The sequence below is a fragment of the Enterocloster lavalensis genome (assembly GCF_046603895.1).
Classification (GTDB): Bacteria; Bacillota; Clostridia; order Lachnospirales; family Lachnospiraceae; genus Enterocloster; species Enterocloster lavalensis.
Genome location: NZ_CP176637.1, coordinates 1,999,621 through 2,026,278 on the forward strand (window position 1 = coordinate 1,999,621; position 26,658 = coordinate 2,026,278).

Sequence of the window (26,658 nt, forward strand, 5' to 3'; positions counted from 1 at the left end):
ACTAACCAATAATCTCCCCATAACTCCCCAACAATTTCATCTATATTCTACACCCTCCCCCACCAAAACGCAATCTTTTCCTTCTCCCATCAAGCTATAGACCCATATTTATCCAATTTCCCAGTGCGAATCCCCCTGCATTTTTATGTTCACTTCACATTCGTACCTTTCAGCCATCCCATCATAATACCTCCCTATCTCCATTTTTTCCGTCGCCTCACTCCCCAAACACCCCCAACGCCTCTCTCAAATCCTCAATCAAATCCCCCGCATCCTCGATGCCCGCTGAAATCCGAACCAATCCGTCGTAAATTCCCACCGCCTCCAGCTCCTCGCGGCTGAACTCATGGCGGAAGGCGGTGGCGGGGTGGGCCAGGCTGGTGCGGATGCCGCCCAGGGTTCCCAGGTACCGGATCACCTTCAGCCGGTGGATCATTTCATCCACCTTCTCCAGATCATCCTCCACCCGAAAGCTCAGCATCGCCCCAACAGCCTGTCCGCCAGCTCATGCTGCGGGTGGGAAACCAGCCCCGGATAGTTCACATAGCGCACCCGTGGATCGCCTTCCAATGCCCCGGCAATGGCCGCGGCATTCTCCATCTGCCGTCTCACACGCAAATCCATGGTCCTCAGGCTACGCAGCGCCAGCCAGGCCGAATCCGGCGCCATGCAGCTTCCCAAAAGCACCTGCGTCCGCTTTACCTTTTTGATCAGCTCCCGGCTGCCGGTAACCGAGCCGCCCGTAATGTCGCTGTGTCCGCCAAAATACTTGGTCAGGCTGTGAATCACCAGGTCCGCCCCGTGCTCCAGAGGTCGGATCAGCATCGGCGTGGTAAAGGTGCTGTCCACTACCGTCAGAACGCCGCGCCTCCTAGCCAGGGCCGTCACCGCGTCCAGATCCACCACCCGCAGCAGCGGATTGGTGAGCACCTCCGTGTAAATCAGCGTGGTCCTCTCTGTAACCGCCTGCTCCACCGCCTCCGGGGACTCAAAATCCACATAACTCACATCCACCCCGTACGTAGTCAAAATGTCGTTGAGAAGCTCAATGGTCTCCCCGTAAACCGCCCGGTTCACCACCACATGGCTGCCCTTCCGGTTCAAAGCCAGAAACACCGCTGAGATAGCTCCCATCCCGGCGCCGAACACCGCTGTGTCCTGTCCCTGCTCCAACCTGGAAATCGCCTCCCCCAGGCAATCCCGGTTGGGCGCCCCGATGCGGTCGTACAGATACCGCTCCCCACAGTTGGCCCGGTCATAGTCACCCGTATCCTCTGTCTCAAACACGGTGGACCGGTAAAGCGGCTGCTCCTCCATTCCCCGCGCTTCCTTGGCCAAAAGGCTCCCCACATTCAGCAGCTCCGTTCTCATTTTCAACGCACCCATAATCTCCGCCTCCCTACCTGATTGGATCATCAAACCCGGTAACCTCACCGACGCTCCATTGCAGCTTAACGCAAACAGCCTGAGAATGTTATAATCACACTCTCAGGCTGTCAAACAGCAAAATGCGGGTAGCCGGACTTGAACCGGCACGGTATCGCTACCGAGGGATTTTAAGTCCCTTGTGTCTGCCTATTCCACCATACCCGCGAAATACAAATGGGGCCTACAGGGCTCGAACCTGTGACCCTCTGCTTGTAAGGCAGATGCTCTCCCAGCTGAGCTAAGACCCCAAACGTACATGTAATTGCCGCATGCAAACATGCAAACGACCCGGAACGGGTTCGAACCGTCGACCTCCGCCGTGACAGGGCGGCGCTCTAACCAGCTGAGCCACCGGGCCATAAGTTGTTATATAGTTCTGACATTAGTCGGAATTGTTGAGTGGACCTTCGGGGACTTGAACCCAGGACCGACCGGTTATGAGCCGGTTGCTCTAACCAACTGAGCTAAAGGTCCGAACTATATCAAATATGATATTGCGCTTACTGGAACGCAGTAAGAGCCGATGATCGGATTCGAACCGATAACCTGCTGATTACAAATCAGCTGCTCTGCCGTTGAGCCACATCGGCATGTTGCGAGCCTCAGTGACATGATCACTTCCACTCAAATGACCCCAACGAGATTCGAACTCGTGTTACCGCCGTGAAAGGGCGATGTCTTAACCGCTTGACCATGGGGCCTAAACGTAGTGGTCGCCATGGACTTCCACTAAAAAACTCCCCGAGTAGGACTCGAACCTACGACAGCGCGGTTAACAGCCGCGTGCTCTACCGACTGAGCTATCGAGGAATAATTGTTGCCGTCCGAATTATTATACAGCAAAACCGCCAATTCTTCAAGCACTTTTTCAATTAATAATAACGTACCCTCAAAACCACATATTGAATGATGTTTTAAAACCTATACCGTTTTGGTTAAGCCCTCGACCGATTAGTATTAGTCAGCTCCATACATTACTGCACTTCCACCTCTAACCTATCTACCTCGTCGTCTTCAAGGGGTCTTACTCGCTTTTGCGATGGAATATCTCATCTTGAGGGGGGCTTCACGCTTAGATGCCTTCAGCGTTTATCCCGTCCAGACTTGGCTACTCTGCCATGGGCTTGGTACCCAACAGATACACCAGCGGTCCGTCCATCCCGGTCCTCTCGTACTAAGGACAGCTCCTCTCAAATATCCTACGCCCGCGCCGGATAGGGACCGAACTGTCTCACGACGTTCTGAACCCAGCTCGCGTACCGCTTTAATGGGCGAACAGCCCAACCCTTGGGACCTGCTACAGCCCCAGGATGCGATGAGCCGACATCGAGGTGCCAAACCACTCCGTCGATGTGAACTCTTGGGAGTGATAAGCCTGTTATCCCCAGGGTAGCTTTTATCCGTTGAGCGATGGCAATCCCACTTTCTACCACCGGATCACTAAGTCCTACTTTCGTACCTGCTCGACCCGTCGGTCTCGCAGTCAAGCTCCCTTATGCCTTTGCACTCTGCGAATGGTTTCCAACCATTCTGAGGGAACCTTTGAGCGCCTCCGATACCCTTTCGGAGGCGACCGCCCCAGTCAAACTCCCCACCTGACATTGTCCCCCAGCCGGGTCACGGCTGCAGGTTAGAAACCCAATATCGCAAGGGTGGTATCCCAACATTGGCTCCACAAAGACTGGCGTCCTTGCTTCAAAGCCTCCCACCTATCCTGTACATGCAATACCGAATCCCAGTATCAAGCTGGAGTAAAGCTCCATGGGGTCTTTCCGTCCTGGCGCAGGTAACCAGCATCTTCACTGGTATTTCAATTTCACCGGGTGCATTGTTGAGACAGCGCTCAAATCATTACGCCTTTCGTGCGGGTCGGAACTTACCCGACAAGGAATTTCGCTACCTTAGGACCGTTATAGTTACGGCCGCCGTTTACTGGGGCTTAAATTCAAAGCTTCGCTTGCGCTAACCTCTCCTCTTAACCTTCCAGCACCGGGCAGGCGTCAGCCCATATACCTCACCTTTCGGTTTTGCATAGACCTGTGTTTTTGCTAAACAGTTGCTTGAGCCTATTCTCTGCGGCCAGATCTCTCTGGCACCCTTTATCCCGAAGTTACAGGGTCATTTTGCCGAGTTCCTTAACAATGCTTCTCCCGCCGGCCTTAGGATTCTCTCCTCATCTACCTGTGTCGGTTTACGGTACGGGCACGTATTACACAATAGCGGCTTTTCTTGGCAGCTGGAATCACACACTTCGCTACTTATAGTTCGCTACGCGTCACGTCTTCGGATTGTACAGCGGATTTGCCAACTATACTCCTACCTCGCTTGCCCCGGTATTTCCATTCCCGGGATGTGTTGTCCTTCTGCGTCCCCACAGTTCTGATAATACGCGGTACAGGAATTTCAACCTGTTGTCCATCGACTACGCTTTTCAGCCTCGCCTTAGGCCCCGACTTACCCAGAGCAGATCAGCTTTACTCTGGAAACCTTGGATATTCGGCCTGGAGGATTCTCACCTCCATCTCGCTACTCATTCCGGCATTCTCTCTTCTTAAAAGTCCACAGCTCCTTGTCGGTACTGCTTCGTTCCTTTAAGAATGCTCCTCTACCAATGTCTTACGACATTCCTAAGCTTCGGTGTTGTGTTTTAGCCCCGGACATTTTCGGCGCAGGACCTCTCGACTAGTGAGCTATTACGCACTCTTTGAATGTGTGGCTGCTTCTAAGCCAACATCCTAGTTGTCTCTGAAATCCCACATCCTTTTCCACTTAACACACACTTTGGGACCTTAGCTGTAGGTCTGGGCTCTTTCCCTTTTGACTACCCAACTTATCTCGTGCAGTCTGACTCCCATACATCATCTATACGGCATTCGGAGTTTGATATCCCTTGGTAAGCTTTGACGCCCCCTTAGGAATTCAGTGCTCTACCTCCGCTAGACTAATATGAGGCTAGCCCTAAAGCTATTTCGAGGAGAACCAGCTATCTCCGGGTTCGATTGGAATTTCTCCCCTATCCACACCTCATTCCCACCCTTTTCAACGGATGTGGATCCGGTCCTCCACGGAATTTTACTTCCGCTTCAACCTGGACATGGATAGGTCACCCGGTTTCGGGTCTGCCTGTACTGACTTTACGCCCATTTGAGACTTGGTTTCCCTTCGGCTCCGTGGCTTAACCACTTAACCTTGCCAGTACCGGCAACTCGCCGGACCGTTCTACAAAAAGTACGCGGTCGCACCTTAACGTGCTTCCACAGCTTGTAAACACAGGGTTTCAGGTTCTTTTTCACTCCCCTCCCGGGGTCCTTTTCACCTTTCCTTCACAGTACTATGCGCTATCGGTCACTAAGGAGTATTTAGCCTTGGAGGGTGGTCCCTCTGACTTCCCACAAGGTTTCACGTGTCTCGTGGTACTCTGGATCCTGCCGCTGCCTATCGTTTTCGTGTACGAGACTTTCACTCTCTTTGGTCTGACTTCCCAGACAGTTCCACTAACGAATCAGCTAGCTTTCCGCAGTCCATAACCCCAGCGTGCACGCACGCTGGTTTGGGCTCTTCCCATTTCGCTCGCCGCTACTTTGGGAATCGATTTTTCTTTCTCTTCCTCCGGCTACTTAGATGTTTCAGTTCACCGGGTTCCCAGCGTATGGCTATGTATTCACCATACGTCGACTGAGGGTTGCTCAGCCAGGTTTCCCCATTCAGATATCTCCGGATCAAAGGATATTTGCTCCTCCCCGAAGCTTTTCGCAGCTTATCACGTCTTTCATCGGCTCTTAGTGCCAAGGCATCCACCCTGCGCTCTTTATAGCTTAACCAAAATGACTTCCACCTGCGGGTGCGGGTTTCTGTCGACAATCCATAGCGTTGGATCGTTTGGTCTTAGGTTTGTTACATTTGATACATCTTTCGATGTATCCCTCGGATGTCTTGATTATTCTATAGAATATTCAATTCATTTTCATTCAATATGCGGTTTTCAAGGTACGTCTTTGGAATCATCGGTAAACGATTCCGAATGGAGATGGTGAGATTCGAACTCATGACCCCCTGCTTGCAAGGCAGGTGCTCTCCCAACTGAGCTACACCCCCATATCTTTTTAGAAATGGAATGCGAGTCTACCCTTAACTTAAGGCGATCTCTATTTTGCTTGATTTTTCCCAAGCTACTGGGCTTAAGTGGGCCTTTCCTCTCTTCCGAAAGCTATTGGCTCGCTAAAACCTACTGGGCTTAAGTGGACTCGAACCACCGACCTCACGCTTATCAGGCGTGCGCTCTAACCGGCTGAGCTATAAGCCCCGGTTAATTATGCAAAAGCTAAGCTGTCACATACTAACGTTTATCTTTTTCAGCGAGAGCAGTCCTCACTGTAAAATTCTTTGTAAATCCGGCAGCCACCTGCTCTCCCATGCCGTCACCAGCATAGTACCATCGGCCGCTTGAGTCTTAACCATCGTGTTCGGGATGGGAACGGGTGTTTCCCCCAAGCGCATCGCCACCGGAAATTTTTTACCTTGGCAAATCCAAGATTCAACAGTATATAAAACCCTCACCACTCTCACTAGACTCGGAAATACCTCGTCAAGTGTTCGGGTGGGCTTTCGTACTAAACTCGGAAAGACCTCGTTAAGTACTCAATGCCTACTTCTTCTATTCCTTAGAAAGGAGGTGATCCAGCCGCACCTTCCGATACGGCTACCTTGTTACGACTTCACCCCAGTTACCTGCCCCGCCTTCGGCAGCTCCCTCTCTTGCGAGTTGGGTCACTGACTTCGGGCGTTGCTGACTCCCATGGTGTGACGGGCGGTGTGTACAAGACCCGGGAACGTATTCACCGCGACATTCTGATTCGCGATTACTAGCGATTCCAGCTTCGTGTAGTCGGGTTGCAGACTACAGTCCGAACTGGGACGTTATTTTTGAGATTTGCTCACCTTCGCAGGGTCGCTTCCCTTTGTTTACGCCATTGTAGCACGTGTGTAGCCCAAATCATAAGGGGCATGATGATTTGACGTCATCCCCACCTTCCTCCAGGTTGTCCCTGGCAGTCTCCCTAGAGTGCCCATCTTAATGCTGGCTACTAAGGATAAGGGTTGCGCTCGTTGCGGGACTTAACCCAACATCTCACGACACGAGCTGACGACAACCATGCACCACCTGTCTCCCTTGTCCCGAAGGAAAGGCGCCGTTACACGCCGGTCAGGGGGATGTCAAGACTTGGTAAGGTTCTTCGCGTTGCTTCGAATTAAACCACATGCTCCACCGCTTGTGCGGGTCCCCGTCAATTCCTTTGAGTTTCATTCTTGCGAACGTACTCCCCAGGTGGAGTGCTTATTGCGTTTGCGACGGCACCGAAGGGCTTTGCCCCCCAACACCTAGCACTCATCGTTTACGGCGTGGACTACCAGGGTATCTAATCCTGTTTGCTCCCCACGCTTTCGAGCCTCAACGTCAGTTACAGTCCAGTAAGCCGCCTTCGCCACTGGTGTTCCTCCTAATATCTACGCATTTCACCGCTACACTAGGAATTCCACTTACCTCTCCTGCACTCTAGCTTGACAGTTTCCAAAGCAGTCCCAGGGTTGAGCCCTGGGTTTTCACTTCAGACTTGCCATGCCGTCTACGCTCCCTTTACACCCAGTAAATCCGGATAACGCTTGCCCCCTACGTATTACCGCGGCTGCTGGCACGTAGTTAGCCGGGGCTTCTTAGTCAGGTACCGTCATTATCTTCCCTGCTGATAGAGCTTTACATACCGAAATACTTCTTCACTCACGCGGCGTCGCTGCATCAGGCTTTCGCCCATTGTGCAATATTCCCCACTGCTGCCTCCCGTAGGAGTTTGGGCCGTGTCTCAGTCCCAATGTGGCCGGTCACCCTCTCAGGTCGGCTACTGATCGTCGCTTTGGTGGGCCGTTACCCCGCCAACTGGCTAATCAGACGCGGATCCATCTCACACCACCGGAGTTTTTCACACTGTACCATGCGGTACTGTGCGCTTATGCGGTATTAGCAGTCATTTCTAACTGTTGTCCCCCAGTGTGAGGCAGGTTATCCACGTGTTACTCACCCGTCCGCCACTCAGTCATCTCAGAATCCATCCGAAAACTTCATCTAAAATGCTTCGTTCGACTTGCATGTGTTAGGCACGCCGCCAGCGTTCATCCTGAGCCAGGATCAAACTCTCAAATTAAAAGTTGATTCTTGGTCTTAGACTACTTAGCTTGGCTAGTTATCTTTAACCTTCATTACTTGGTTTTGTTCTGAATTTTCTCAAATCCAAAGGTCCAAACCAGACCTTTTTCTTTAGAATTTTCAGGGTTTTACATACTGTTCAATCTTTGATTTTCAAGGTTCTGTCTGACATTCGCGCCAAGCGCTTATGTCGAACGCAGAAGGAGGGATTTGAACCCTCGCGCCGCTACTAACGACCTACTCCCTTTCCAGGGGAGCCCCTTCAGCCACTTGGGTACTTCTGCTTGGCTAAATCTTTGTTGCTCTATATTATTAACTCGGGCGATGAAACCTTGCCAGCGGAGAGAGTGGGATTCGAACCCACGCGCCCTTGCGGACAAACGGTTTTCAAGACCGCCTCGTTATGACCACTTCGATATCTCTCCATGTGCTGTTCGTTGTTTGCTCTCGTGAACCAGCTCGTCTATAATACAAAATATTTCATTATTTGTCAAGCACTTTATAAAACTTTTTTTAATTTTTTTCAAAAACCTTGTTTTTCCCTTATTTAACGGGAAAAACCGTGGCTCAGAACCGGCCCGTTCTCTGCTGTTTCGCAAAAACTTCCGCGATGTCCAGGTCCTCCGGCGTGGTGATTTTGATGTTCTCGTAGCTGCCCTCCACCATATGGACCCGCACGCCCATCTGCCGCTCCACCACCATGGCGTCGTCGGTAATCCGGCTGCAGTCCTCCATCAGCTGGCGTCTCAGCGCTTCCCGGATCAGCTCCAGCTCAAAAACCTGGGGCGTCTGGGCCATCCACACCAAACGGCGGTCCGGGCTGGACACTATGTCCCCGTCCGCGTCCGTCACCTTGATCGTGTCCTTCACCGGCATCCCTACCACACATGCTTTCCATTTTTGTACCGCTTTATACGCCCGCCCGATTATTTCCGGGGTGACAAAGGGGCGCGCGCCGTCGTGAATAAACACGTACTGTCTGTCAGGGGCAGGGGCGATGGCCTTCAGGGCGTTCCAGACGCTCTCGTAGCGCTCCCGACCGCCCTCCGCATACACCGAAACCTTGCGGATTCCGTAAGGCTCCACAATCTCCGTTCTGCAGTATTCCATGTGATCCCGGTCCGTCACCAGCACGATGCCATCGATTGCGGGGGACTGCTGGAACGCCTCCAGCGCATAGGCCAGCACCGGCTTCCCGCCGATCTCCAGGTACTGCTTGGCCTGGCTTATCCCCATACGGGTTCCTCTACCCGCCGCCAGCACCACCGCGGTGCAAACCGCATTCTTAGCCTCCGCTCCCATCATTACCGCTCCCCCAGCTTTAAGTTCGGCACTGCATTCAGATCCCAGCCCGCAATATTTCCATTGCAGTATTCATAGTAGGCGGCCGCTCCAATCATGGCCGCGTTGTCCGTGCACAGAACAGGGGACGGATAACAGCACCGGATCCCCGCCTTGTTGCAGGCCTGCTCCATGGCCGCGCGCAGCGCCGTGTTGGACGCCACCCCGCCCGCGATGGCCACCTGCCCGTAGCCGTACTCCTTCGCCGCCATCACAGTGCGGCTCACCAGGGAGTCCACCACCGAATTCTGGAAGGATGCCACCAAATCCGGCACATGGATCTCCTCGCCGGTCATTTTCGCGTGGTTGATGTGGTTGAGAACCGCGGACTTTAAGCCGCTGAAGCTGAAGTCGTAGGGCGAGCCGTCCACCTTGCCCCGGGGAAACTCAATGGCGTGGGGGTTCCCCTCCCGGGCCGTCCTGTCCACCTTGGGGCCGCCGGGGTATCCCAGCCCCACCGCACGGGCCACCTTGTCAAATGCCTCCCCTGCGGCATCGTCCCTGGTGCGCCCCAGAATCTCAAACTTGCCGTAATCCTTCACGATCACCAGATGCGTGTGGCCGCCGGACACGATCAGACACACAAACGGCGGCTCCAGGTCCGGATGCTCGATGAAATTGGCTGAAACATGGCCTTCAATATGATGCGCGCCGATCAGCGGCTTCTTCGCCGCGTAAGCCAGGGCCTTGGCCTCCGCCACGCCCACCAAAAGAGCGCCCACTAACCCAGGCCCGTAGGTGACGCCCACCGCGGTGATCTCCGGAAGCCCCACACCGGCCTCCGCCAGCGCGCGCCTTATCACGTAATTAACCGCCTTGATGTGCTCTCTGGACGCGATCTCCGGCACCACCCCGCCGTAAATCGTGTGGGTGCTGATCTGTGAGGAAATCACGTTGGACAGCACAGTCCGCCCGTTTTTCACCACAGCTGCGGCCGTCTCGTCGCAGGAGCTCTCAATCGCCAGTATTAAAACATCTTCGTTCATTTCCCTAATCTCCATCTGCCCGCAGGCCTTTGATCTAATCTTCCGCAAATCCCAGTTCCACCGTCCAGCCGTCCTTTGCGGCCTTTGCCCGTGGGAAAATCTGGCGCACCTCGTTCATATACTCCTCGGGCCTGGTCAGAGAGGGGCTGTAATGGGTCAGCCACATTTCCGCGGGCTGGGCCTTTTTGGCCAGCTCCGCCGCTTCGTAAAAGGTCATGTGCTTGTACTCCCGGGCCTTGGCGGCCTTCTCCTTCTCGCCGTACATGCCTTCGCAGATGAACAGGTCCGCCCCTTCGGCGTACTCCGCGATCACGGGCACCGGGCGGGTGTCCGTGCAGTAGACCACCTTAAGTCCCTTCCGGTCCGGCCCCAGCACCAGATCCGGCGTCAGCAGGCGTCCCTCGTGCTCGATCTCCTCGCCCTTCTGCAGACGGCTCCAGAACTTCTGGGGAATCTCCTGCTCACGGGCCTTGTCCACGTCGAAACGGCCGGTTCGGAGGATGGAGACAGCGTAACCGTAACAGATCACGTTGTGGTTCACCCGGTAGGCGTCGATCACATAGGGGCCCAGCTGCAGCCGCTCCCGGTTCTCCGCCAGCTCGATAAAGCGCAGCTCAAAAGGCAGCTCTGGGGCGATGGTGCGCAGAGCTCCCACCACCCGCTCCAGCCCCTTGGGGCCTACAAGCGTCAGCGGCTCGGTCCGCTCAGCGTTTCCCATGGTCAACAGCAGCCCCGGAAGGCCGCTGATGTGGTCCGCATGGTAATGGGTAAAGCAGATCACGTCGATGGGTTTGGGGCTCCAGCCCTTCTCCTTAAGCGCAATCTGCGTGCCCTCGCCGCAGTCGATTAGCAGGTTGCTGCCGCCGCACCGGGCCATCATGGATGTGAGCCAGCGGTAGGGCAGCGGCATCATCCCGCCTGTTCCCAATAAACATATATCCAGCATAGGTTTGTCCTCATTCTTTATATATTCGTAACAGTTCAGACGGCGGGAAAATTGGCGCGGGAAGCCGTGTCAAGCTTGCTTGTAAGCGGATTTTCGTGCCAATTTTCACATCGGATGGATATCCGATGCTTCTTGACCGATCTTTTCCGGTCAAGAAGATGAGCCATCTGAACCGTTACATATATTCCTTGCTGAATCATAACACAACTGGGCGGAAATAATCAAGTGGGCGCCGGGAAATGTTGCGTTCCCGGCAAAACTTTCCCGCGGGCAGGCCCTCACATCGCAGCCAGCCGCTTCACCAGATAGAGAAATTCTTCCTTGTACGGGTCGCCGTGAAGGCCGTCCACCCGCTCCAGCTCGGCCGCGATGGCCTTGTAGCTGGAGCCGCCCGCGTACTCGGAATCCCGCAGCAGCATACCGGTCTGGGCCACGCAGGAGGCGAAGCGCATATCCGGCGGCAGCTCCCGGCAGACCGCGCTGTCGTCCACCGGATACTCCAGCAGGCGGCTCTGATCCCCGTCCGGCTCTTTGTAGCGCACTTTGAGCGTCAGCCACTCGGAGTCCGCGCCCGGGGCGGGGGCCCCTTCCGCCGGTTTCACCTCTGCCCCGCCGTTCTCACCGTTTCCGGCCGCTGAGGCATTTCCCGCGCCGTATTTGAGCTCCACCTCTCCCAAATCCTCGTCCGATCCGGCCGGCACCAGCTCGTAGAGCGCGGTCACCCGGTGGCCCGCCCCGATCTCGCCGCCGTCCTTGGCGTCGTCGTCAAAATCCCTGGCCTCCATCAGGCGGTTCTCGTAGCCGATCAGCCGGTAGCCCTTGACCTTAGCCGGATTAAACTCCACCTGAAGCTTGACGTCCTTGGCCACGGTAAACAGCGTGCCGCCCAGTTCCTCCACCAGCACCCGTTTCGCTTCCATCAGGCTGTCCACATAAGCGTACTGGCCGTTTCCGTTGTCCGCCAGCGCTTCCATCTTGTTGTCCTTGATATTTCCCGTGCCAAAGCCCATGACGGACAGGAACACGCCGCTCTCCTTTTTCTTCTGGATCAGGCGGGTCAAGTCCCCCTCGCTGGTGAGACCCAGGTTTAAATCGCCGTCCGTGGCCAGAATCACCCGGTTGTTGCCGTCCTTCTGAAAATGCTCCTCAGCCAGCCGGTAAGCCGTCTCAATGCCCTTGGAGCCGTCCGTACTGCCCCCTGCGGTCAGATTCTCAATGGCGGTCATGATTGCGGCTTTCTCTTCGCCTGAGACGCCGTCTAACACCACCGTGTCGCTGGAGGCGTAGGTGACGATGGACACCGTGTCCTCGGGCCGCAGATTCTCCGTCAGCAGCAAAAACGCCCGTTTCACCAGCCCCAGTTTGTCCGCGGACTCCATGGAGCCGGACACGTCGATCAAAAATACCAGATTGGACGGCTTCTGATCCTCCAGATCCGGCTTCTCCGCCTGCAGGCCGATCTGTAACAGCTTATGGTTCTCATTCCAGGGACAGTCCCCGATATAGGTGGTCACGGAAAACGGCTCGCCCTCCGTCGGCTCCGGATAATCGTATGTAAAATAGTTGAGCATCTCCTCGATGCGCACCGCGTCCGCAGGCACCTCGTTTCCCTCCAGGATTTTGCGCCGGATATTGGCGTAGGAGGCCGTGTCCACGTCCGCCGCAAAGGTGGACAGTGGAGCGTTTGCCACCGCCAAGAACGCGTTTTCAGCGATGTAATTGTACTCCTCCGTGTTGTGGCTTAAAGGGGGTCCCTCTGCCTCCATAACCGCGCCGTCCCACTGGCTCTGCGCCGCCATGGTCTCGCTGGCGTAGGAACCGGCCTCCGCCTTTACCTCCGCCTCTGTGGCCGAAGCCGTCTTGCCGCCTCCGGCTCCGCAGCCGCTCAAAAGCCCGGCAAGCAGCGCGCACATCAGCAGCCCGATTGTCAGTTGTTTTCCTCTCTTCATAATACAATTCCTCCCTTTTTCACTGGAGCGTCCATCCGCCTGTCGCGGATGTAAAATGCCGCCGGACCGCCGGATCGGACAACCTCTCAGCTGCGCCGACGGTCCATTGCATGCAAATGAAAACGCCCGGTCTATGTGTAATTCAACATTACCATAGATCCGGGCACGGCTCAATACCGTTAAGAAAAGCCTTAAACAACCTTAATCCTTCTTAATATTTCCTACAGAAATTCTACCTGTTCGTCCACATCCACCGCGATTTTAAACTGGTTCGTCAGTTCATCGTAGCAGCTCTCGCACAAGTCAAAATGGTGGATTTCCCCGTCCTTCTCGGAGAAAAAATCCCAGGCGTGGTCAACGCAGATGCAGCCCTCGCGCAAGATACCCTGATCCACAATCAATTTCTTTCCGCAGCAGTTGCAGATTACTGTGTCCAGCTGCCCGTTCCTATTGTACTTTCTCATGGATTACCCTCACCTTTCTCAATCCTCCATCCATCCGCTCTCCCCTTTCCGCAGATCCGTAAGGGCCGGCCGTTTTCCCGCCGGTTAAGCGGGGAGGCCTGTATCACTAAAAATAGAGAGGAATGTCTGATTCCTCTCCATTATATACGCAAAACCTGTCGAATTTAAGTGGAAATTGTTTCAAATCCTGCGGTTCCACATGATGATGGCATCCTCCGCAGGGTTGCGGTAATAGTCCCGGCGGACCGCCTCCTGCCGGAAACCATAGGATTCATAGAGCTTTCGGGCGCTTACGTTGCTCTCGCGCACCTCCAAAGCCACCTCCCGGGCCCCCTTCATTCTGGCAACCGCTGCCATGGACTCCATTAATTTCCTGGCGATCCCCTGCCTGCGGAAGGCCGGATCCACCGCGATGCGCTGGATTTCCCCTTCGTCCGCCAGGGTGCGCAGCACGCAGTAGCCAAGCACGGCCCCCAGCTCCTCGTAGACCAGATAGGAATCCAGCCGGTTGTCCAGGCCGGATCTCAGCAGGTTTTCCGACCAGCTCTCCGAAAAGCATGTCTGCTCCAGCCGCGCCACGCTCTCCAAATCTTCCGCCCGCATGGGGCGCACTGCACCGGTCCGTTCCATTTTCGCCACTCCTTTCCCGCTCCCTACCGGTCCCCGGCCAGCCGCGCCGCGGCTCCCTCAGGGCTGATTCTGGCTTCCCGCTCCCGCTCCGCCTGGGGCTTTCTCAGGTAATCCGGGGTAAACTCGTCCGAGGACACCACATAGGCCCCGTCGTACCCGCCCGCCGTTTCCGTCATGACCAACATGCCAAGCGCCGCCACGCAGGCGCCTCTCTGGCGGTTCATCTGGGCGGGCGCGAACCGGAAGGGCACTCTGAGCAGCTCCTCAAACAGCTCCCGGTACACCGGAACCCCGTCCCCCAGGAAGATCACCGGCAGGCCCAGGCCGTTGAGCTCTGCGGCCAGCTCGCCCGCATCCATTGCGCACTGTTTTTTGATCACCTGGATGCCGTTTTCCATCCGGTACAGGCCGGTGTACACCTGCCGCCGTTTGGCGTCCATGATGGGACAGACAAGACCGGCCGCGCCCCACACGTTCCAGGCCATGGCGTCCACCGTGGGCACATGGATCAGCGGCTTGTCAAGCGCCAGCCCCAGCCCCTTGGCGGTGGCGGCTCCGATGCGCAGCCCGGTAAAGGAGCCGGGACCTCCGGCCACGGCGATGGCGTCCACCGTGTCCATTTCCAGACCCAGCATGTTCATGATCTCATCCAGCATGGGCAGCAGCGTCTGCGAGTGGGTCTTTTTGAAGTCCACCGTGTACTCCGCCGTCAATATATCGTCCGTCACCAGGGCCACGCTGGCCACCAGAGACGAACTCTCGATTCCCAGTATTCTCATTCCAGTCCCTCCACCCGGATCCGGCGGAAGTCAAAGCCCCGCTCCAGATCCTTTTCAATGGTCACATGCACCGCGCGTTCCGGCAGAAGCTCCTCAATCAGTTCCGACCACTCGATCAGGCTGACCCCGCTCCCATAAAAGCAGTCCTCATAGCCGATCTCGTCCATCTCGCTGATATCGCCGATGCGGTACACGTCAAAATGGTACAGCGGCAGCCGCCCTTCCTCATACTGCTGCACAATGGTGAAGGTAGGGCTGTTCACCGGCCCCGTAATCCCAAGGCCCCGGGCAAATCCCTGGGTGAACACCGTTTTGCCCACGCCCAGGTCCCCGTCCAGGCAGTAGACCTGGCCGGGTTTCGCCTCCGCTCCCAGCCTTTTCCCCAGCTCAAAGGTCTCCTGGGGCGTATTCGACTCATATACCATTATTTCAGCCCTTTCATTGTCAGGGAGATCCGGTTCTTGGCCAGATCCACGCCCAGCACCTTCACATCCACCACGTCGCCCACGCTGACGGCCTCCAGGGGGTGCTTGATGTAGCGGTCCGTCATCTGGGAAATGTGTACCAGACCGTCCTGGTGCACGCCGATGTCCACAAAAGCGCCGAAGTCGATGACGTTGCGCACTGTGCCCTTGAGCACCATTCCCGGCTTTAAGTCCTTCATATCCATGACGTCGGTCCTCAGGATCGGCCTTGGCATCTCATCCCTGGGGTCCCGGGCCGGCTTCTCCAACTCGCTCACAATGTCCCGGAGAGTGATCTCGCCAACGCCCAGCTCTGCGGCCATTTTGCGGTAATCCCGCACCTTGCCGCGGATCCCGGAAAGTCCCCCGGCCTTCAGCTCCTCCGGCTTGTAGCCCAGCTTCTCCAAAAGCGCGCCCGCGGCCTTGTAGCTCTCCGGGTGCACGCTGGTGGCGTCCAGGGGGTTCTCCCCGCCCAGAATGCGCATAAAGCCCGCGCACTGCTCAAAGGCCTTGAGGCCCAGCTTGGCCACCTTAAGCAGCTGCCTGCGGTTGGAAAACGCTCCGTTCTCCTCCCGGTAGGCCACGATGTTCTTTGCCAGGGCCTTGCTGATGCCGGAAATGTACTCGAGCAAAGAGGCGGAGGCCGTGTTTAAGTCCACGCCCACCTTGTTCACGCAGTCCTCCACCACGCCTCCCAGGGCCTCGCCCAGGCGCTTCTGGTTCATATCGTGCTGGTACTGGCCCACGCCGATGGACTTGGGGTCGATCTTCACCAGCTCGGACAGCGGGTCCTGCAGCCTTCTGGCAATGGACACGGCGCTCCTCTGCCCCACGTCGAACTGCGGGAACTCCTCGGTGGCCAGCTTGCTGGCCGAGTACACGGATGCCCCCGCCTCGTTGACGATCACATACTGCACCTGCTCCTTGATCTCCTTCAGCAAGTCCACGATGATCTGTTCGGATTCCCGGGACGCCGTGCCGTTGCCCACGGAGATCAGGGAAACGTTGTATTTCCTGATCAGGTTCTTTAAAATCTTCTTGGACTCCTCCACCCGGTTCTGAGGCGCGGTGGGGTAGATCACCACGGTGTCCAGCACCTTGCCCGTGCCGTCCACCACAGCCAGCTTGCAGCCGGTGCGGAACGCCGGATCCCAGCCCAGCACCACGCGGCCCACAATGGGAGGCTGCATGAGCAGCTGCTCTAAGTTCTTGCCGAACACCTTGATGGCGCCCTCCTCGGCTTTCTCCGTCAGCTCGTTGCGCACCTCGCGCTCAATGGAGGGGGCGATCAGGCGCTCATAGCTGTCCTGCACCACCGCTTTCAATGCGGGCGTGGTGTAGGGGTTTTCCCGCACGATCACCTGCTTTTCCAGGTAGCGCAGGATCGTTTCCTCCGGGGCCGTCACCTTCACCACCAGCGCCTTCTCGTTCTCTCCGCGGTTTAAGGCCAATACCCGATGACCCGCCGCCTTCCGGATGGGCTCCTCGTAGTTGTAGTAGGTCTCATAGACCGTCTGGGCTTTCTCATCCTTGGCCGTGGACTGGAGCATTCCCTCCCGCATGGTGACACTGCGGATGTAGGTGCGGTACTGAGCGTTGTCGGACACCCGCTCCGCCAGGATATCCCTGGCACCGCTTATGGCCTCCTCCACCGTCTCCACGCCCTTTTCCTGGGAAATGTACGGGGCCGCCGCCTTTTCAAGGGGCTCCTTCGCCATCTGCATGAGAATCAGGTCCGCCAGAGGCTCCAACCCTTTCTCTTTTGCGATGGTGGCTCTGGTGCGGCGTTTGGGCTTGTAGGGGCGGTACAAATCTTCCACCGCCACCAGGGTGGCCGCCGCGCGGATCTGCTGTTCCAGCTCCGGGGTCAGTTTTTCCTGGTCGCGGATGGAGGCGATCACCTGCTCCTTGCGGTCCTCCAGGTTGCGCAGATAGCGCAGGCGCTCGTCCAGATCGCGCAGCACCTCGTCGTTTAGGGAGCCTGTCATCTCCTTGCGGTAACGGGCGATAAAGGGGATGGTGTTTCCCTCGTCAATTAATTTTACAGTCGCTTCCACCTGGCCGCGGCCGATTTTCAGTTCTTCTGCCAGTGTCTTAATAATATCCATTTGCTCTTCCTCTTATTGATACGGCTTCTGTCAAACTCACAGCTCCAAATATATCCTGAATTCCCCTGTTTGTCAACATTCTTGCGGTCCGCTCCGCCCCGGAAACGGGCCTGGCCGGGTTTTCCCTTGATATTCCCTTCGTTCCCCGTCTGGACAGCCTGCAATTTTCGTGATAGAATAGCCAGGATAGCATTTTTACCGTTCAATCACCAGGAAAGGCAACCAGCATACATTATGAATGAAAAACCGGATCTTCAGAATAAATATATCGCTTCCGATCAGAAACAGCCGAAAAACTCCCAGCCCGGCGATTCCTCCGAGCGCCTTGCCATCTGCTCCATGGTGGCCGGCATCGTGGGCGTGCTCTGCGCCTGCTGCTGTTTCCCCAGCGGTCTGATCTGCGGCGCCATCGGCATCGTCATGGCCATCATGTCCCGGAACGCGGACATCCGCCCCAAGAAATCCTTCTGCACCCACGCTGTCATCGGCCTGGTGCTCTGCGCGGTGGCCGTGGCTCTGACCTTCTTTGTCTGCTACGCCATGATCGCATACTACAGCGCCATCCGCGAGCCGGAGAAATGGCCCTATCTCAGCGAGATGATCAAACAGTTCAAGCAGGTGTTCGAGCAGGTTTACGGCGTGCCTATGGATTCCCTGCCGATGCCCTAAGGGGTGCCGGACTAGGTTGTCCAGTACGGCCACGGCGGTATCAGGTCAACGCCCTGAAACACCAGCATATAATTTTTAAATATCCAGTTGGCCAGGATGATCCCCACCCCGATATAGACAAAGCCAAGCACATGCCCCAGAAACCATCTGGGGTTTTTTGTTGCCCTGGCGATCCCGAAGCTCACCGCCTCGGCCAGAATCACCGCCGCCATGTAGAGCACCAGCGGATGATACTGGAAGCTCATGGCCAGGTCGCCCCTGAGCAGAGCGCGGACCGCCCGGGTCCCGCCGCAGCCGGGGCAGTAAAGTCCCGTCATAAGATGGAACAGGCAGGGAAACCCCTGCCCTGCCATAAATTCAACAAATCGTATGATCGTTTTCAATTCGCTCACTCCACTCCGGACGCAATTTTAGACCATTGCCCGGATCGTCTGCTTGACGCCGTACTCCGAGCGCTCGGCCTCTGCCGCGTTGTAGCCGGAAACCGCGGCTTTCATTTCGCCCTCGGTCATCTCCCGGGTGAGCACGGCAAATTCGTCCATTCCGTAGAGCTCCACCACCTCCACCGGTCCGAAGGCGGCGCGCACGTCCTGCTCCTTGTTGCGGTAGGTGCCCGCCATACGGATAAAATACCGGAAAGAAACCCGGTCCATGGGCTCCACGGCCTGGCGCTCAGACGTCCAGCCCAGGCGGACATTACGCTTCATGTTCTGAGCCGCCTCGATGATGTCCGCGATCACCGCGCTGGCGGTGGGCAGCTTGCCCGCGCCGCTGCCGTAGAACATGGACGTTCCCAGCATATTACCGCGCACCATGATGCCGTTGTAAACATCGCTAACCGCGTACAGCGGATGGTCCTTGCCGATCATCACCGGGGCCACAAAGGCGCTGACCCGGCCGCCGCTTATACGGCTGGTTCCGAACAGCTTCACCGAGGTTCCCATTTTCTCCGCGTATTTAAAGTCCACGTCCGTGATCTTCGTGATCCCTTCCGTGTAGATATCCTCGAAATTCACCTCCCGGCCCGTAGCCATGGCGGTGAGAATGGCGATCTTGCGGCAGGTGTCGTGTCCCTCCACGTCCGCCTCCGGGTTGCGCTCCGCATAGCCCAGGTTCTGGGCCTCCTTCAGCGCGCCCTCAAAGGAAGCTCCTTCCTTATCCATCTTGGTCAGGATAAAGTTGGTGGTGCCGTTTAAAATGCCGGTGATCTCCTCGATGCGCTCGCCCATCAGGCAGCGGTACAGGGGCCGGATGATGGGGATGCCGCCGCCCACGCTGGCCTCAAAAAAGAAATTCACGTTTTTGTCCCGGGCGATCTGCAACAGCTCGGTGCCGTAGGCCGCCACCAGCGCCTTGTTGGAGGTGATTACATGCTTGCCGGCCTCCAGGCAGGCCTTCACGAAGGGGTAGGCCGGATTCAGGCCGCCCATGGTCTCCACCACAATCTCCACTTCCCCGTCCTGCTCGATCACCTTGAAATCGTGGACAATCTTGTCCGCCACCGGGCTGTCCGGAAAATCCCGCAGATCCAGGACGTACTTTAATTCCACATCCTGCCCCGCCTGCCCGGCGATCACATCCCGGTTCTGATCCAATATCTCCGCTACGCCGGAACCGATGGTCCCGTATCCCATTACCGCTACTTTTATCATGTCCACACACTCCCTGTCATTGATTGAATGGGCAGTCCCTGCCCGTCCCGCCGCCCTTTGCGGCAAAATCATACCGGCCCCGAAAGGCCGTCTCTCACTCCCTGGCCAGTATCTTCACATAGTGGATGCCGTCCAGCTCCTCCAGCTCCTCCACCATGCTGGACACATTCCCCGTGTTCTCCCGCACCTCCACGCTGAGGGTCAGCGTGGCCACGCCATTGACCGGGATACTCTGGTGGATGGTCAGAATATTGGCCTTGTAGACCGCCACCACGTGCAGCAGGTCGCTGAGCAGCCCCTGCTCGTCGTCCATCTGGACCACCAGAGTGATCGTCTTTCCCTTGGTGTTGTCGTAGAACGGGAAAATGTCGTCCTTGTACTTATAAAACGAGCTGCGGCTGATGCCCACCTTGTCGGTGGCCTCCTGCACCGTGATCGCGCGCTCCGATTCCAGCAGCTTTTTGGCCTCAACCACCTTTAAAAGCACTTCCGGCACCGCCTTCTGTTTTACTACAAAGTATTTACTCTTGTCCTCCATATACGTCCTTTCACGAAATCTGATCTCCGGCGGCCTGCGAACTGCCTCCGTCCATATGTCCGTATTAGAAATACATCTGTACTCATGTGGAAGATGTTAGCACATTTCCCATGAAAATGCAACTGATTTTTCATTTTTATGGGCGTGTACCCGCAAAAACGCAAGCCCTGGAAACGGCGCGGACACCAATGTTCTCCCCAGCCGGCCCTCCCATTCAAAATACCGCGGCCCCGTCCCCCGAAAAGGGGCCGGATGCCGCGGCAAACGGTTTATCTCGCGTATTAACGTCGCGCTTGTCAGTCGTCAACCGACGCGTTCTTGTTAGGGCAGCCCAGGCTCATCCAGCGCAGGTAGGCGCTGATGAAGGAATCGATGCTGCCGTCCAGCACCGCGTCCACATTGCCGCTCTCCTCACCGGTCCGGTGGTCCTTGACCATGGTGTAGGGCTGAAGCACGTAGGAACGGATCTGGTTACCCCAGCCGATGTCCTTCACCTCGCCGCGGATGCCTGCGGCTTTGGCCGCGCTCTCCTGCTGCTTGAGCATGTACAGCTTGGCCTTCAACATCTGCATGGCCTTATCCTTGTTCTGGAACTGGGACCGCTCGTTCTGGCAGGTCACCACGATGCCGGTGGGCATGTGGGTGATGCGGATGGCCGAGGAAGTCTTGTTGATGTGCTGGCCGCCCGCGCCGCTGGAACGGTAGGTGTCCACGCGGATATCGTCCGCATTGACCTCCACGTCCAGGTCTGCCTCGATGTCGGGCATCACGTCGCAGGACACAAAGGAAGTCTGGCGCTTGCCCGCCGCGTTGAAGGGCGAGATTCGCACCAGACGGTGCACGCCGTGCTCGGAGCGCAGATAGCCGTAGGCGTTCTCCCCGTTCACCTGGATGGTGACGGACTTGATGCCCGCCTCATCGCCGTCTAAGAAGTCCAGCACCTCGTACTTGAAGCCCTTGCGCTCCGCCCAGCGGCAGTACATACGGTAGAGCATGCTGCACCAGTCGCAGGACTCCGTGCCGCCCGCGCCCGCGTTCAGGCGCAGAATAGCGTTGTTCTTGTCGTACTCGCCGGACAGGAGCAGCTTTAAGCGCATGTCCTCCAGCGTTTTGATAAAATGATCCAGCATCTCCTGGATATCCGGGATCACGGAAGCGTCGTTCTCCTCGTAGCCCATCTGGATCATCACCTGGATATCGTCGTACTCCTGTTCCAGCTCCCGGTAAGTCTCCACGTCGTCCTTTAAGTTCTTGGCCTCGCGGACCATACGCGTGGATTTCTCGGGGTCGTCCCAAAAGCCCGGCTCCTCCATGGATTTGTCTAACTCAGCGATTCGTCTGACCTTGTTGTCCAGGTCAAAGTGAATCCCTCACTTCCACTAATGGTTTGTCATACGTTGACAACGTATACTTAAAATTATCTAACTCAACCACAGCTTCACCTTCTTTCATAAAATTTAATTTGTGGGGCCGCTTTATTTTAAAAGGCCGGTAAATGCCAATGCATACCGGCCTTTTCTATCTGGAAAAAATTCCCTTTTATTTGATTCTTCCGTGGCACTGCTTATACTTTTTGCCGGAACCACAGGGGCAGGGATCGTTGGGGTAAATCTTCTGCTCGGCGCGTTTCTTGGGTGCGCTGGGAGAGGAATCGTCCTTGTTGGTGCCGGTCACCTTGGCGGCGGGCTCGCGCTCCACCTTCTGCTCCACGCGGATGTGGAACAGGATGCGCACGGTCTCCTCCTGGATGGAAGCCATCATGGCCTCGTACATCTCATAGCCCTGCATCTTGTACTCAACCGCCGGATCGCGCTGGCCGTAAGCCTGCAGGCCGATGCCCTCGCGCAGCTGATCCATATCGTCCAAGTGAGCCATCCACTTGTTGTCGATGACCTTCAAAAGCACCACGCGCTCGATCTCGCGGATCTGCTCCGGCTCCGGGAACTCGGCCTCCTTGGTCTCGTACAGCTTGATGGCCTCTTCCTTGAGCATGTGCTTTAACTCGTTCTTCTTCATCTTCTTGCGCTCTTCCGTCAGCGTGATGGGCTTTAACGGAATCACCGGCAGAAGCAGGGTATTTAATTCCTTCAGATCCCAGTTCTCGGGAGTCTGCTCGTCGGAGATGGACATATCCACGGCGTTCTCCACGATGTCGGTGATCATCTTCAGAACCAGATCGCGCATGTTGTCGCCGTCCAGAACCTTGCGGCGCTCCTGATAAATCACCTCGCGCTGCTCGTTATTCACCTCGTCATACTTGAGCAGCTGCTCACGGATGCCGTAGTTGTTGCTCTCGATCTTCATCTGGGCCTTCTCGATGGCGTTGGAGAGCATCTTGTGCTCAATCTGCTCGCCCTCGGGCACGCCCATGGCCTCGAACATCTTCATCAGACGGTCAGAGCCGAACAGGCGCAGCAGATCGTCCTCCAGGGACAGGTAGAAGCGGGATTCACCCGGGTCTCCCTGACGTCCGGAACGTCCGCGCAGCTGGTTATCGATACGGCGGGACTCATGGCGCTCTGTGCCGATGATCTTTAATCCGCCCAGCTCCTTGGCCTCGTCGTCCAGCTTGATATCCGTACCACGGCCGGCCATGTTGGTGGCGATGGTCACGGCGCCGTGGATACCGGCGTCCGCCACGATCTCAGCCTCCAGCTCGTGGAACTTGGCGTTCAATACTTTATGGGGAATACCGCGCTTGCGCAGCATGTTGCTGAGCAGCTCGGAGGTCTCGATGGCGATGGTGCCCACCAGAACCGGCTGTCCCTTGTCGTGGGCTTCCTGCACGGACTCCACAACCGCTTTGTACTTTTCTTTCTTGGTCTTGTAAACCGCGTCCTCCATATCCTTACGGATCATGGGACGGTTGGTGGGGATGGTGATAACGTCCATGGAGTAGATGTTACGGAACTCCTTCTCCTCGGTCTGGGCGGTACCGGTCATACCCGCTTTCTTCTTGAACTTGTTAAAGAAGTTCTGGAAGGTGATGGTGGCCAGGGTGCGGCTCTCGCGGCGCACGCTCACGTGCTCCTTTGCCTCGATGGCCTGGTGCAGACCGTCGGAATAACGGCGGCCCGGCATAATACGGCCGGTGAACTCGTCGACGATCAGAACCTCGCCGTCCTTCACCACATAGTCCTTGTCGCGGAACATCAGGTAGTTGGCGCGCAGGGCCAGAATGATATTGTGCTGGATCTCCAGGTTCTCCGGGTCGGCCAGGTTCTCGATGTGGAAGAAATCCTCCACTTTCTTCACGCCGTCCTCGGTCAGGTTTACCACCTTATCCTTCTCATCCACCACGAAGTCGCCGGTCTCCTCCACATCTTCGCCCATGATGGCGTCGATCTTGGAGAACTCCTTGGAAACGGTGCCCTTCTCCAGCTGGCGGGCCAGAATATCGCAGACCTCGTACAGCTTGGTGGACTTGCCGCTCTGCCCGGAAATGATCAGGGGCGTTCTCGCCTCGTCGATCAGAACGGAGTCAACCTCGTCGATGATGCAGTAGTCCAGATCCCGCAGAACCAGCTGCTCCTTGTAAATGGACATGTTATCGCGCAGGTAATCGAATCCCAGCTCGTTGTTGGTTACATAGGTGATGTCGCAGGCATAGGCTTTTCTGCGGTCATCGGAATTCATATCATTTAAAACCACGCCCACGGTCAGTCCCAGGAACTGGTGAACCTGTCCCATCCACTCCGCGTCACGCTTTGCCAGATAGTCATTGACCGTAACGATCTGTACGCCTTTTCCCGCCAGCGCATTCAGGTATGCGGGACAGGTGGATACCAACGTCTTACCTTCACCTGTTCGCATCTCTGCAATACGTCCCTGATGCAGTACAATGCCGCCGATCAGCTGCACGGGGAAATGCTCCATATTCAGCGTTCTTCTTGCCGCCTCACGGACAGTGGCAAATGCCTCAGGCAAAATATCGTCCAGGGTAGCTCCCTTTTCCAGCCGCTCCTTAAAAATCCTGGTCTGGTCGCGCAGTTCCTCGTCGGACTTTGCCACCATCTCCGGGCGCAGGCTTTCAATCTTCGCTACGATAGGCCTGATCAGCTTCAGCTCTCTCTCACTGTGAGTCCCGAACACTTTCTCAATTACGTTCATGGTATACTCTCCTAACTTCTTCCTTATATAAAATACATTTCCAACCGGCGCATCCACACTGCTTCTTAATAATTTCTAGTATTTGTCATCTCAGTCCCGCTTATTCCTTGGTTTTACATGGATACAGCTGCTGCGCCTACGATACAATCTTACTTATTGTAGCACTAAGCCGGAATTTATTCAACAAGTTAATACAAAATTAACATTTTGGTCACACTTTTCCCAGTAATATCAAGGGTTTCCAGGTTTTCCGGCCGTCCCGCTTAAAAGGCAAATGCCCCATGGATGTCCCCCGGACGCCCCCCAGATTGAGAACTTATTGTCAACCAAGCACATTGCACAAAATGTATGTTCGTCCACCGACTTATCCACACTCTCCACAGTTATCCACACACAGATTCCCCATTTTTATCCCCACCCAGAACCCTCCATTTTACGTGAAAATCGAGTTATGCACCGAGTTGTCCACATTATCCACAATTTTCGACCTGTTTTTCACCTTTCCCCCCTGTCGGTTAGCGGAATCTTAATTTTTGTACAGTTCTCATAAACTTAATAATTTCAAAATTAAATACAAGCATTTCTCTTGACATTTCGGGAACACTTCTAATAGGAATTCAATAGACGCTTCGCCCGCCCAAAGCGCATTTTTAGAAAAAATTAAGACAAATTGTCCTAACATTTTATTGAATTCGATTGTATTTTCGGAATAAATATGATATAATTACCCTATCTCAAGAAAAGGAGTTGATTGTATGCGTTATACCATAACAGGACGAAATATTGAGGTAACTCCAGGTTTGAAGGCCGCCGTCGAAAAGAAGATCGGAAAATTGGAACACTTCTTCACACCGGACACCGAAGTGATTGTAGCGCTCAGCGCACAGAAAGACCGGCAGAAGATCGAGGTGACGATTCCCGTCAAGGGCAACACCATCCGCGCCGAGGAGTCCAGCACCGATATGTATGTCTCCATCGATTTGGTGGAAGAGGTGATTGAACGTCAGATCAGACGTTATAGAAAGAAACTGATTGACAAGAAACAGGCCGCTCTCTCCTTCTCCCAGGCGTTTATCGACGAGGAAGAGGACGAGCAGGAGGATGATATCCGTATCGTCAAGACCAAAAAGTTCGCAATCAAACCCACGATTCCCGAGGAAGCCTGCCTGCAGATGGAGATGCTGGGACACAATTTCTATGTATTCCTCAATTCCGACACCGACCAGGTGAACGTGGTGTACAAGCGTAAGAACAACACTTACGGACTGATTGAACCGGAGTTTTAAACAATTTCATAAATACAGATAAGGAGGGGTCCGACACCCCTCCTTACTCTTTGCCCACAATCCTGCGGTGCGACCCAAAGCTCCCGCTCTCACGCTCACGCCCGGGCCTTCGCCCCGCCGTTCCGCTCCATAAAGAACATCCACACCGCCATGGCGCAGATCACCCCGTATCCCATCCAGCTGTACACATCCGGCAGCTGGCCGAACAGGAAAAATCCCAGGATGGCGGAAAATACGATCTGCGAGTAGTCGTAGACCGAGATATCCCGGGCCGGCGCGTAGCAGTAGGCCGCCGTTATGCCGAACTGCCCTCCGGTCGCCGCCACGCCCGCCATCAGCAGGCTGCCCAGCTGCCAGGCCGTCATTGGGTGGTAGTTGAGAATAAATACCGGCAACAGCATCAGCGTGGAAAAGCCGGAGAAAAAGCACACGATAAAGGGCCCTGCCTCCCCCCGCTTTCCCAAAATCCGCACAAAGGTGTAGGCGATCCCGGCGCCCATCCCTCCCAGAAGCCCCACTGCCGCCGCGGGGCTCTGTATATCAAATCCGGTGGGCTTGATGATCAGCAGGCTTCCCGCAAACGCGCCCAACACCGCGGCGACCTGTTTAAACGACAGGCTCTCCTTCAAAATCAGCATGCTGAACAGAATGGCAAAAAACGGCGACATCTTGTTCAGCATGGAAGCGTCCGCCAGCACCAGGTGGTCCACCGCGTAAAAGTTGCCCATCATGCCCACCAGACCGAACATGGAACGGCAGACGAGCAGCAGCAGATTGGACTTTTTCCCGGAAAATGCCACATGCTTGCGGCGCATCACAAACCAGGCCGCAAAAAACGCGATCAGGTTGCGGAAAAACACCTTCTGCAGGGACGGCAGGTCCCCGGCGGCCCGGATAAATACGTTCATAAAGGCAAAGCAAAGCGCGGACAGCACGATGCACGCGATGCCCTTATGCCGGTCCCGGATCATTTTCTCCCTCAAATCTTCCTGTTTCAATGTCTCTTCCATACCAAAACCTCTTTCACGCGGCCGCACGGCAGGCCCAAAGACCTGCCCCGCGGTTCACGGTAGTCTGCAATGGGCCAAAGGCTCATTGCACTCAATAAG

General features: G+C 55.8%; 17 protein-coding genes, 11 tRNA genes, 3 rRNA genes and 1 pseudogene. 2 read left to right on the top strand and 30 right to left on the bottom strand.

Features of this window, described 5'->3' with window-relative positions; translation table 11 throughout:
- Positions 1-217: 217 nt before the first annotated feature.
- The 24 genes and pseudogenes from ACK2JC_RS08735 to ACK2JC_RS08850 form a co-directional block, all read right to left on the bottom strand.
- Positions 218-1,416, bottom strand: a pseudogene (locus tag ACK2JC_RS08735) (trans-sulfuration enzyme family protein).
- A 93-nt stretch (positions 1,417-1,509) separates the two neighbouring features.
- Positions 1,510-1,593 (bottom strand) — tRNA-Leu (locus tag ACK2JC_RS08740).
- Between the two features lie 10 nt (positions 1,594-1,603).
- Positions 1,604-1,676: transfer RNA gene (locus ACK2JC_RS08745), tRNA-Val, on the bottom strand.
- A 36-nt stretch (positions 1,677-1,712) separates the two neighbouring features.
- Positions 1,713-1,786 (bottom strand) — tRNA-Asp (locus tag ACK2JC_RS08750).
- Between the two features lie 42 nt (positions 1,787-1,828).
- Positions 1,829-1,902: transfer RNA gene (locus tag ACK2JC_RS08755), tRNA-Ile, on the bottom strand.
- Positions 1,903-1,946: 44 nt separating this feature from the next.
- A tRNA-Thr gene (locus ACK2JC_RS08760) sits at positions 1,947-2,018 on the bottom strand.
- 39 nt (positions 2,019-2,057) lie between these two features.
- Positions 2,058-2,129 (bottom strand) — tRNA-Glu (locus ACK2JC_RS08765).
- A gap of 36 nt (positions 2,130-2,165) precedes the next feature.
- Positions 2,166-2,238: transfer RNA gene (locus ACK2JC_RS08770), tRNA-Asn, on the bottom strand.
- 121 nt (positions 2,239-2,359) lie between these two features.
- Positions 2,360-5,249 (bottom strand): 23S ribosomal RNA (locus tag ACK2JC_RS08775).
- Between the two features lie 201 nt (positions 5,250-5,450).
- Positions 5,451-5,523 (bottom strand) — tRNA-Ala (locus ACK2JC_RS08780).
- Positions 5,524-5,657: 134 nt separating this feature from the next.
- Positions 5,658-5,731 (bottom strand) — tRNA-Ile (locus ACK2JC_RS08785).
- A gap of 86 nt (positions 5,732-5,817) precedes the next feature.
- Positions 5,818-5,935: ribosomal RNA gene (gene rrf / locus ACK2JC_RS08790) — 5S ribosomal RNA — on the bottom strand.
- A gap of 158 nt (positions 5,936-6,093) precedes the next feature.
- Positions 6,094-7,625: ribosomal RNA gene (locus ACK2JC_RS08795) — 16S ribosomal RNA — on the bottom strand.
- The 16S, 23S and 5S rRNA genes sit together here with 11 tRNA genes alongside, the layout of an rRNA operon.
- A gap of 197 nt (positions 7,626-7,822) precedes the next feature.
- A tRNA-Ser gene (locus ACK2JC_RS08800) sits at positions 7,823-7,911 on the bottom strand.
- Positions 7,912-7,966: 55 nt separating this feature from the next.
- Positions 7,967-8,052 (bottom strand) — tRNA-Ser (locus ACK2JC_RS08805).
- Positions 8,053-8,194: 142 nt separating this feature from the next.
- Positions 8,195-8,932 (bottom strand): 2-C-methyl-D-erythritol 4-phosphate cytidylyltransferase, encoded by a 738-nt coding sequence (gene ispD / locus ACK2JC_RS08810; RefSeq protein WP_276949828.1) that lies wholly within the window; start codon positions 8,930-8,932, stop codon positions 8,195-8,197.
- Positions 8,932-9,954 (bottom strand): tRNA (adenosine(37)-N6)-threonylcarbamoyltransferase complex transferase subunit TsaD, encoded by a 1,023-nt coding sequence (tsaD, locus tag ACK2JC_RS08815; protein WP_368271145.1) that lies wholly within the window; start codon positions 9,952-9,954, stop codon positions 8,932-8,934. The genes ispD and tsaD overlap by 1 nt, the downstream gene beginning before the upstream one ends.
- Positions 9,955-9,988: 34 nt before the next feature.
- Complete coding sequence (locus ACK2JC_RS08820; protein WP_092366234.1) at positions 9,989-10,900, bottom strand: ribonuclease Z; 912 nt, start codon at positions 10,898-10,900, stop codon at positions 9,989-9,991.
- A 278-nt stretch (positions 10,901-11,178) separates the two neighbouring features.
- Positions 11,179-12,849 carry a VWA domain-containing protein gene (locus ACK2JC_RS08825; protein WP_320938035.1) on the bottom strand — a complete coding sequence of 557 codons (1,671 nt, stop codon included), beginning with the start codon at positions 12,847-12,849 and terminating at the stop codon, positions 11,179-11,181.
- A gap of 221 nt (positions 12,850-13,070) precedes the next feature.
- A complete protein-coding gene (locus ACK2JC_RS08830; protein ID WP_024738038.1) occupies positions 13,071-13,313 on the bottom strand; it encodes a hypothetical protein in 243 nt (80 codons plus the stop codon).
- 180 nt (positions 13,314-13,493) lie between these two features.
- Complete coding sequence (rimI, locus tag ACK2JC_RS08835) at positions 13,494-13,943, bottom strand: ribosomal protein S18-alanine N-acetyltransferase (protein WP_166434599.1); 450 nt, start codon at positions 13,941-13,943, stop codon at positions 13,494-13,496.
- A gap of 23 nt (positions 13,944-13,966) precedes the next feature.
- Positions 13,967-14,722, bottom strand: coding sequence for a tRNA (adenosine(37)-N6)-threonylcarbamoyltransferase complex dimerization subunit type 1 TsaB (gene tsaB, locus ACK2JC_RS08840; RefSeq protein WP_320938036.1), 756 nt, complete (start codon positions 14,720-14,722; stop codon positions 13,967-13,969).
- Positions 14,719-15,147 carry a tRNA (adenosine(37)-N6)-threonylcarbamoyltransferase complex ATPase subunit type 1 TsaE gene (gene tsaE / locus ACK2JC_RS08845; RefSeq protein WP_092366221.1) on the bottom strand — a complete coding sequence of 143 codons (429 nt, stop codon included), beginning with the start codon at positions 15,145-15,147 and terminating at the stop codon, positions 14,719-14,721. The genes tsaB and tsaE overlap by 4 nt, the downstream gene beginning before the upstream one ends.
- A complete protein-coding gene (locus tag ACK2JC_RS08850; RefSeq protein WP_411338476.1) occupies positions 15,147-17,294 on the bottom strand; it encodes a Tex family protein in 2,148 nt (715 codons plus the stop codon). Before ACK2JC_RS08850 ends, tsaE begins: the two co-directional genes overlap by 1 nt.
- Positions 17,295-17,528: 234 nt before the next feature.
- Here ACK2JC_RS08850 and ACK2JC_RS08855 point away from each other — a divergent pair, with 234 nt between their 5' ends.
- A complete protein-coding gene (locus ACK2JC_RS08855) occupies positions 17,529-17,963 on the top strand; it encodes a DUF4190 domain-containing protein (protein ID WP_007707507.1) in 435 nt (144 codons plus the stop codon).
- Positions 17,964-17,974: 11 nt separating this feature from the next.
- Here the strand turns inward: ACK2JC_RS08855 and ACK2JC_RS08860 are convergent, their stop codons facing one another.
- From ACK2JC_RS08860 to secA, 5 genes are all read right to left on the bottom strand, one after another.
- Positions 17,975-18,316, bottom strand: a complete 342-nt coding sequence (locus ACK2JC_RS08860) for a DUF2752 domain-containing protein (protein WP_227170415.1) — start codon at positions 18,314-18,316, stop codon at positions 17,975-17,977.
- A 57-nt stretch (positions 18,317-18,373) separates the two neighbouring features.
- The gene (locus tag ACK2JC_RS08865; RefSeq protein WP_107435791.1) at positions 18,374-19,615 is read right to left on the bottom strand and encodes a homoserine dehydrogenase; all 1,242 of its coding nucleotides are present in this window, start codon (positions 19,613-19,615) and stop codon (positions 18,374-18,376) included.
- 94 nt (positions 19,616-19,709) lie between these two features.
- Complete coding sequence (locus ACK2JC_RS08870) at positions 19,710-20,153, bottom strand: ACT domain-containing protein (RefSeq protein ID WP_007707517.1); 444 nt, start codon at positions 20,151-20,153, stop codon at positions 19,710-19,712.
- A gap of 296 nt (positions 20,154-20,449) precedes the next feature.
- Positions 20,450-21,587, bottom strand: a protein-coding gene (prfB, locus tag ACK2JC_RS08875; RefSeq protein WP_107435815.1) for a peptide chain release factor 2 whose coding sequence is annotated in 2 segments (ribosomal slippage) — positions 20,450-21,511 and positions 21,513-21,587 — 1,137 coding nt in all. Because the reading frame shifts where the segments join, the coding sequence is not laid out codon by codon here.
- A 105-nt stretch (positions 21,588-21,692) separates the two neighbouring features.
- Positions 21,693-24,263, bottom strand: coding sequence for a preprotein translocase subunit SecA (gene secA, locus ACK2JC_RS08880; protein WP_092366206.1), 2,571 nt, complete (start codon positions 24,261-24,263; stop codon positions 21,693-21,695).
- 755 nt (positions 24,264-25,018) lie between these two features.
- On the opposite strand from secA, the gene hpf reads away from it, so the two are divergent.
- On the top strand, positions 25,019-25,549 hold the full coding sequence (hpf, locus tag ACK2JC_RS08885; RefSeq protein ID WP_320938038.1) for a ribosome hibernation-promoting factor, HPF/YfiA family: 531 nt from the start codon (positions 25,019-25,021) through the stop codon (positions 25,547-25,549).
- Positions 25,550-25,644: 95 nt separating this feature from the next.
- On the opposite strand, the gene ACK2JC_RS08890 is transcribed toward hpf, so the two are convergent.
- Complete coding sequence (locus ACK2JC_RS08890) at positions 25,645-26,559, bottom strand: DMT family transporter (protein ID WP_118755941.1); 915 nt, start codon at positions 26,557-26,559, stop codon at positions 25,645-25,647.
- Positions 26,560-26,658 lie beyond the last annotated feature (99 nt).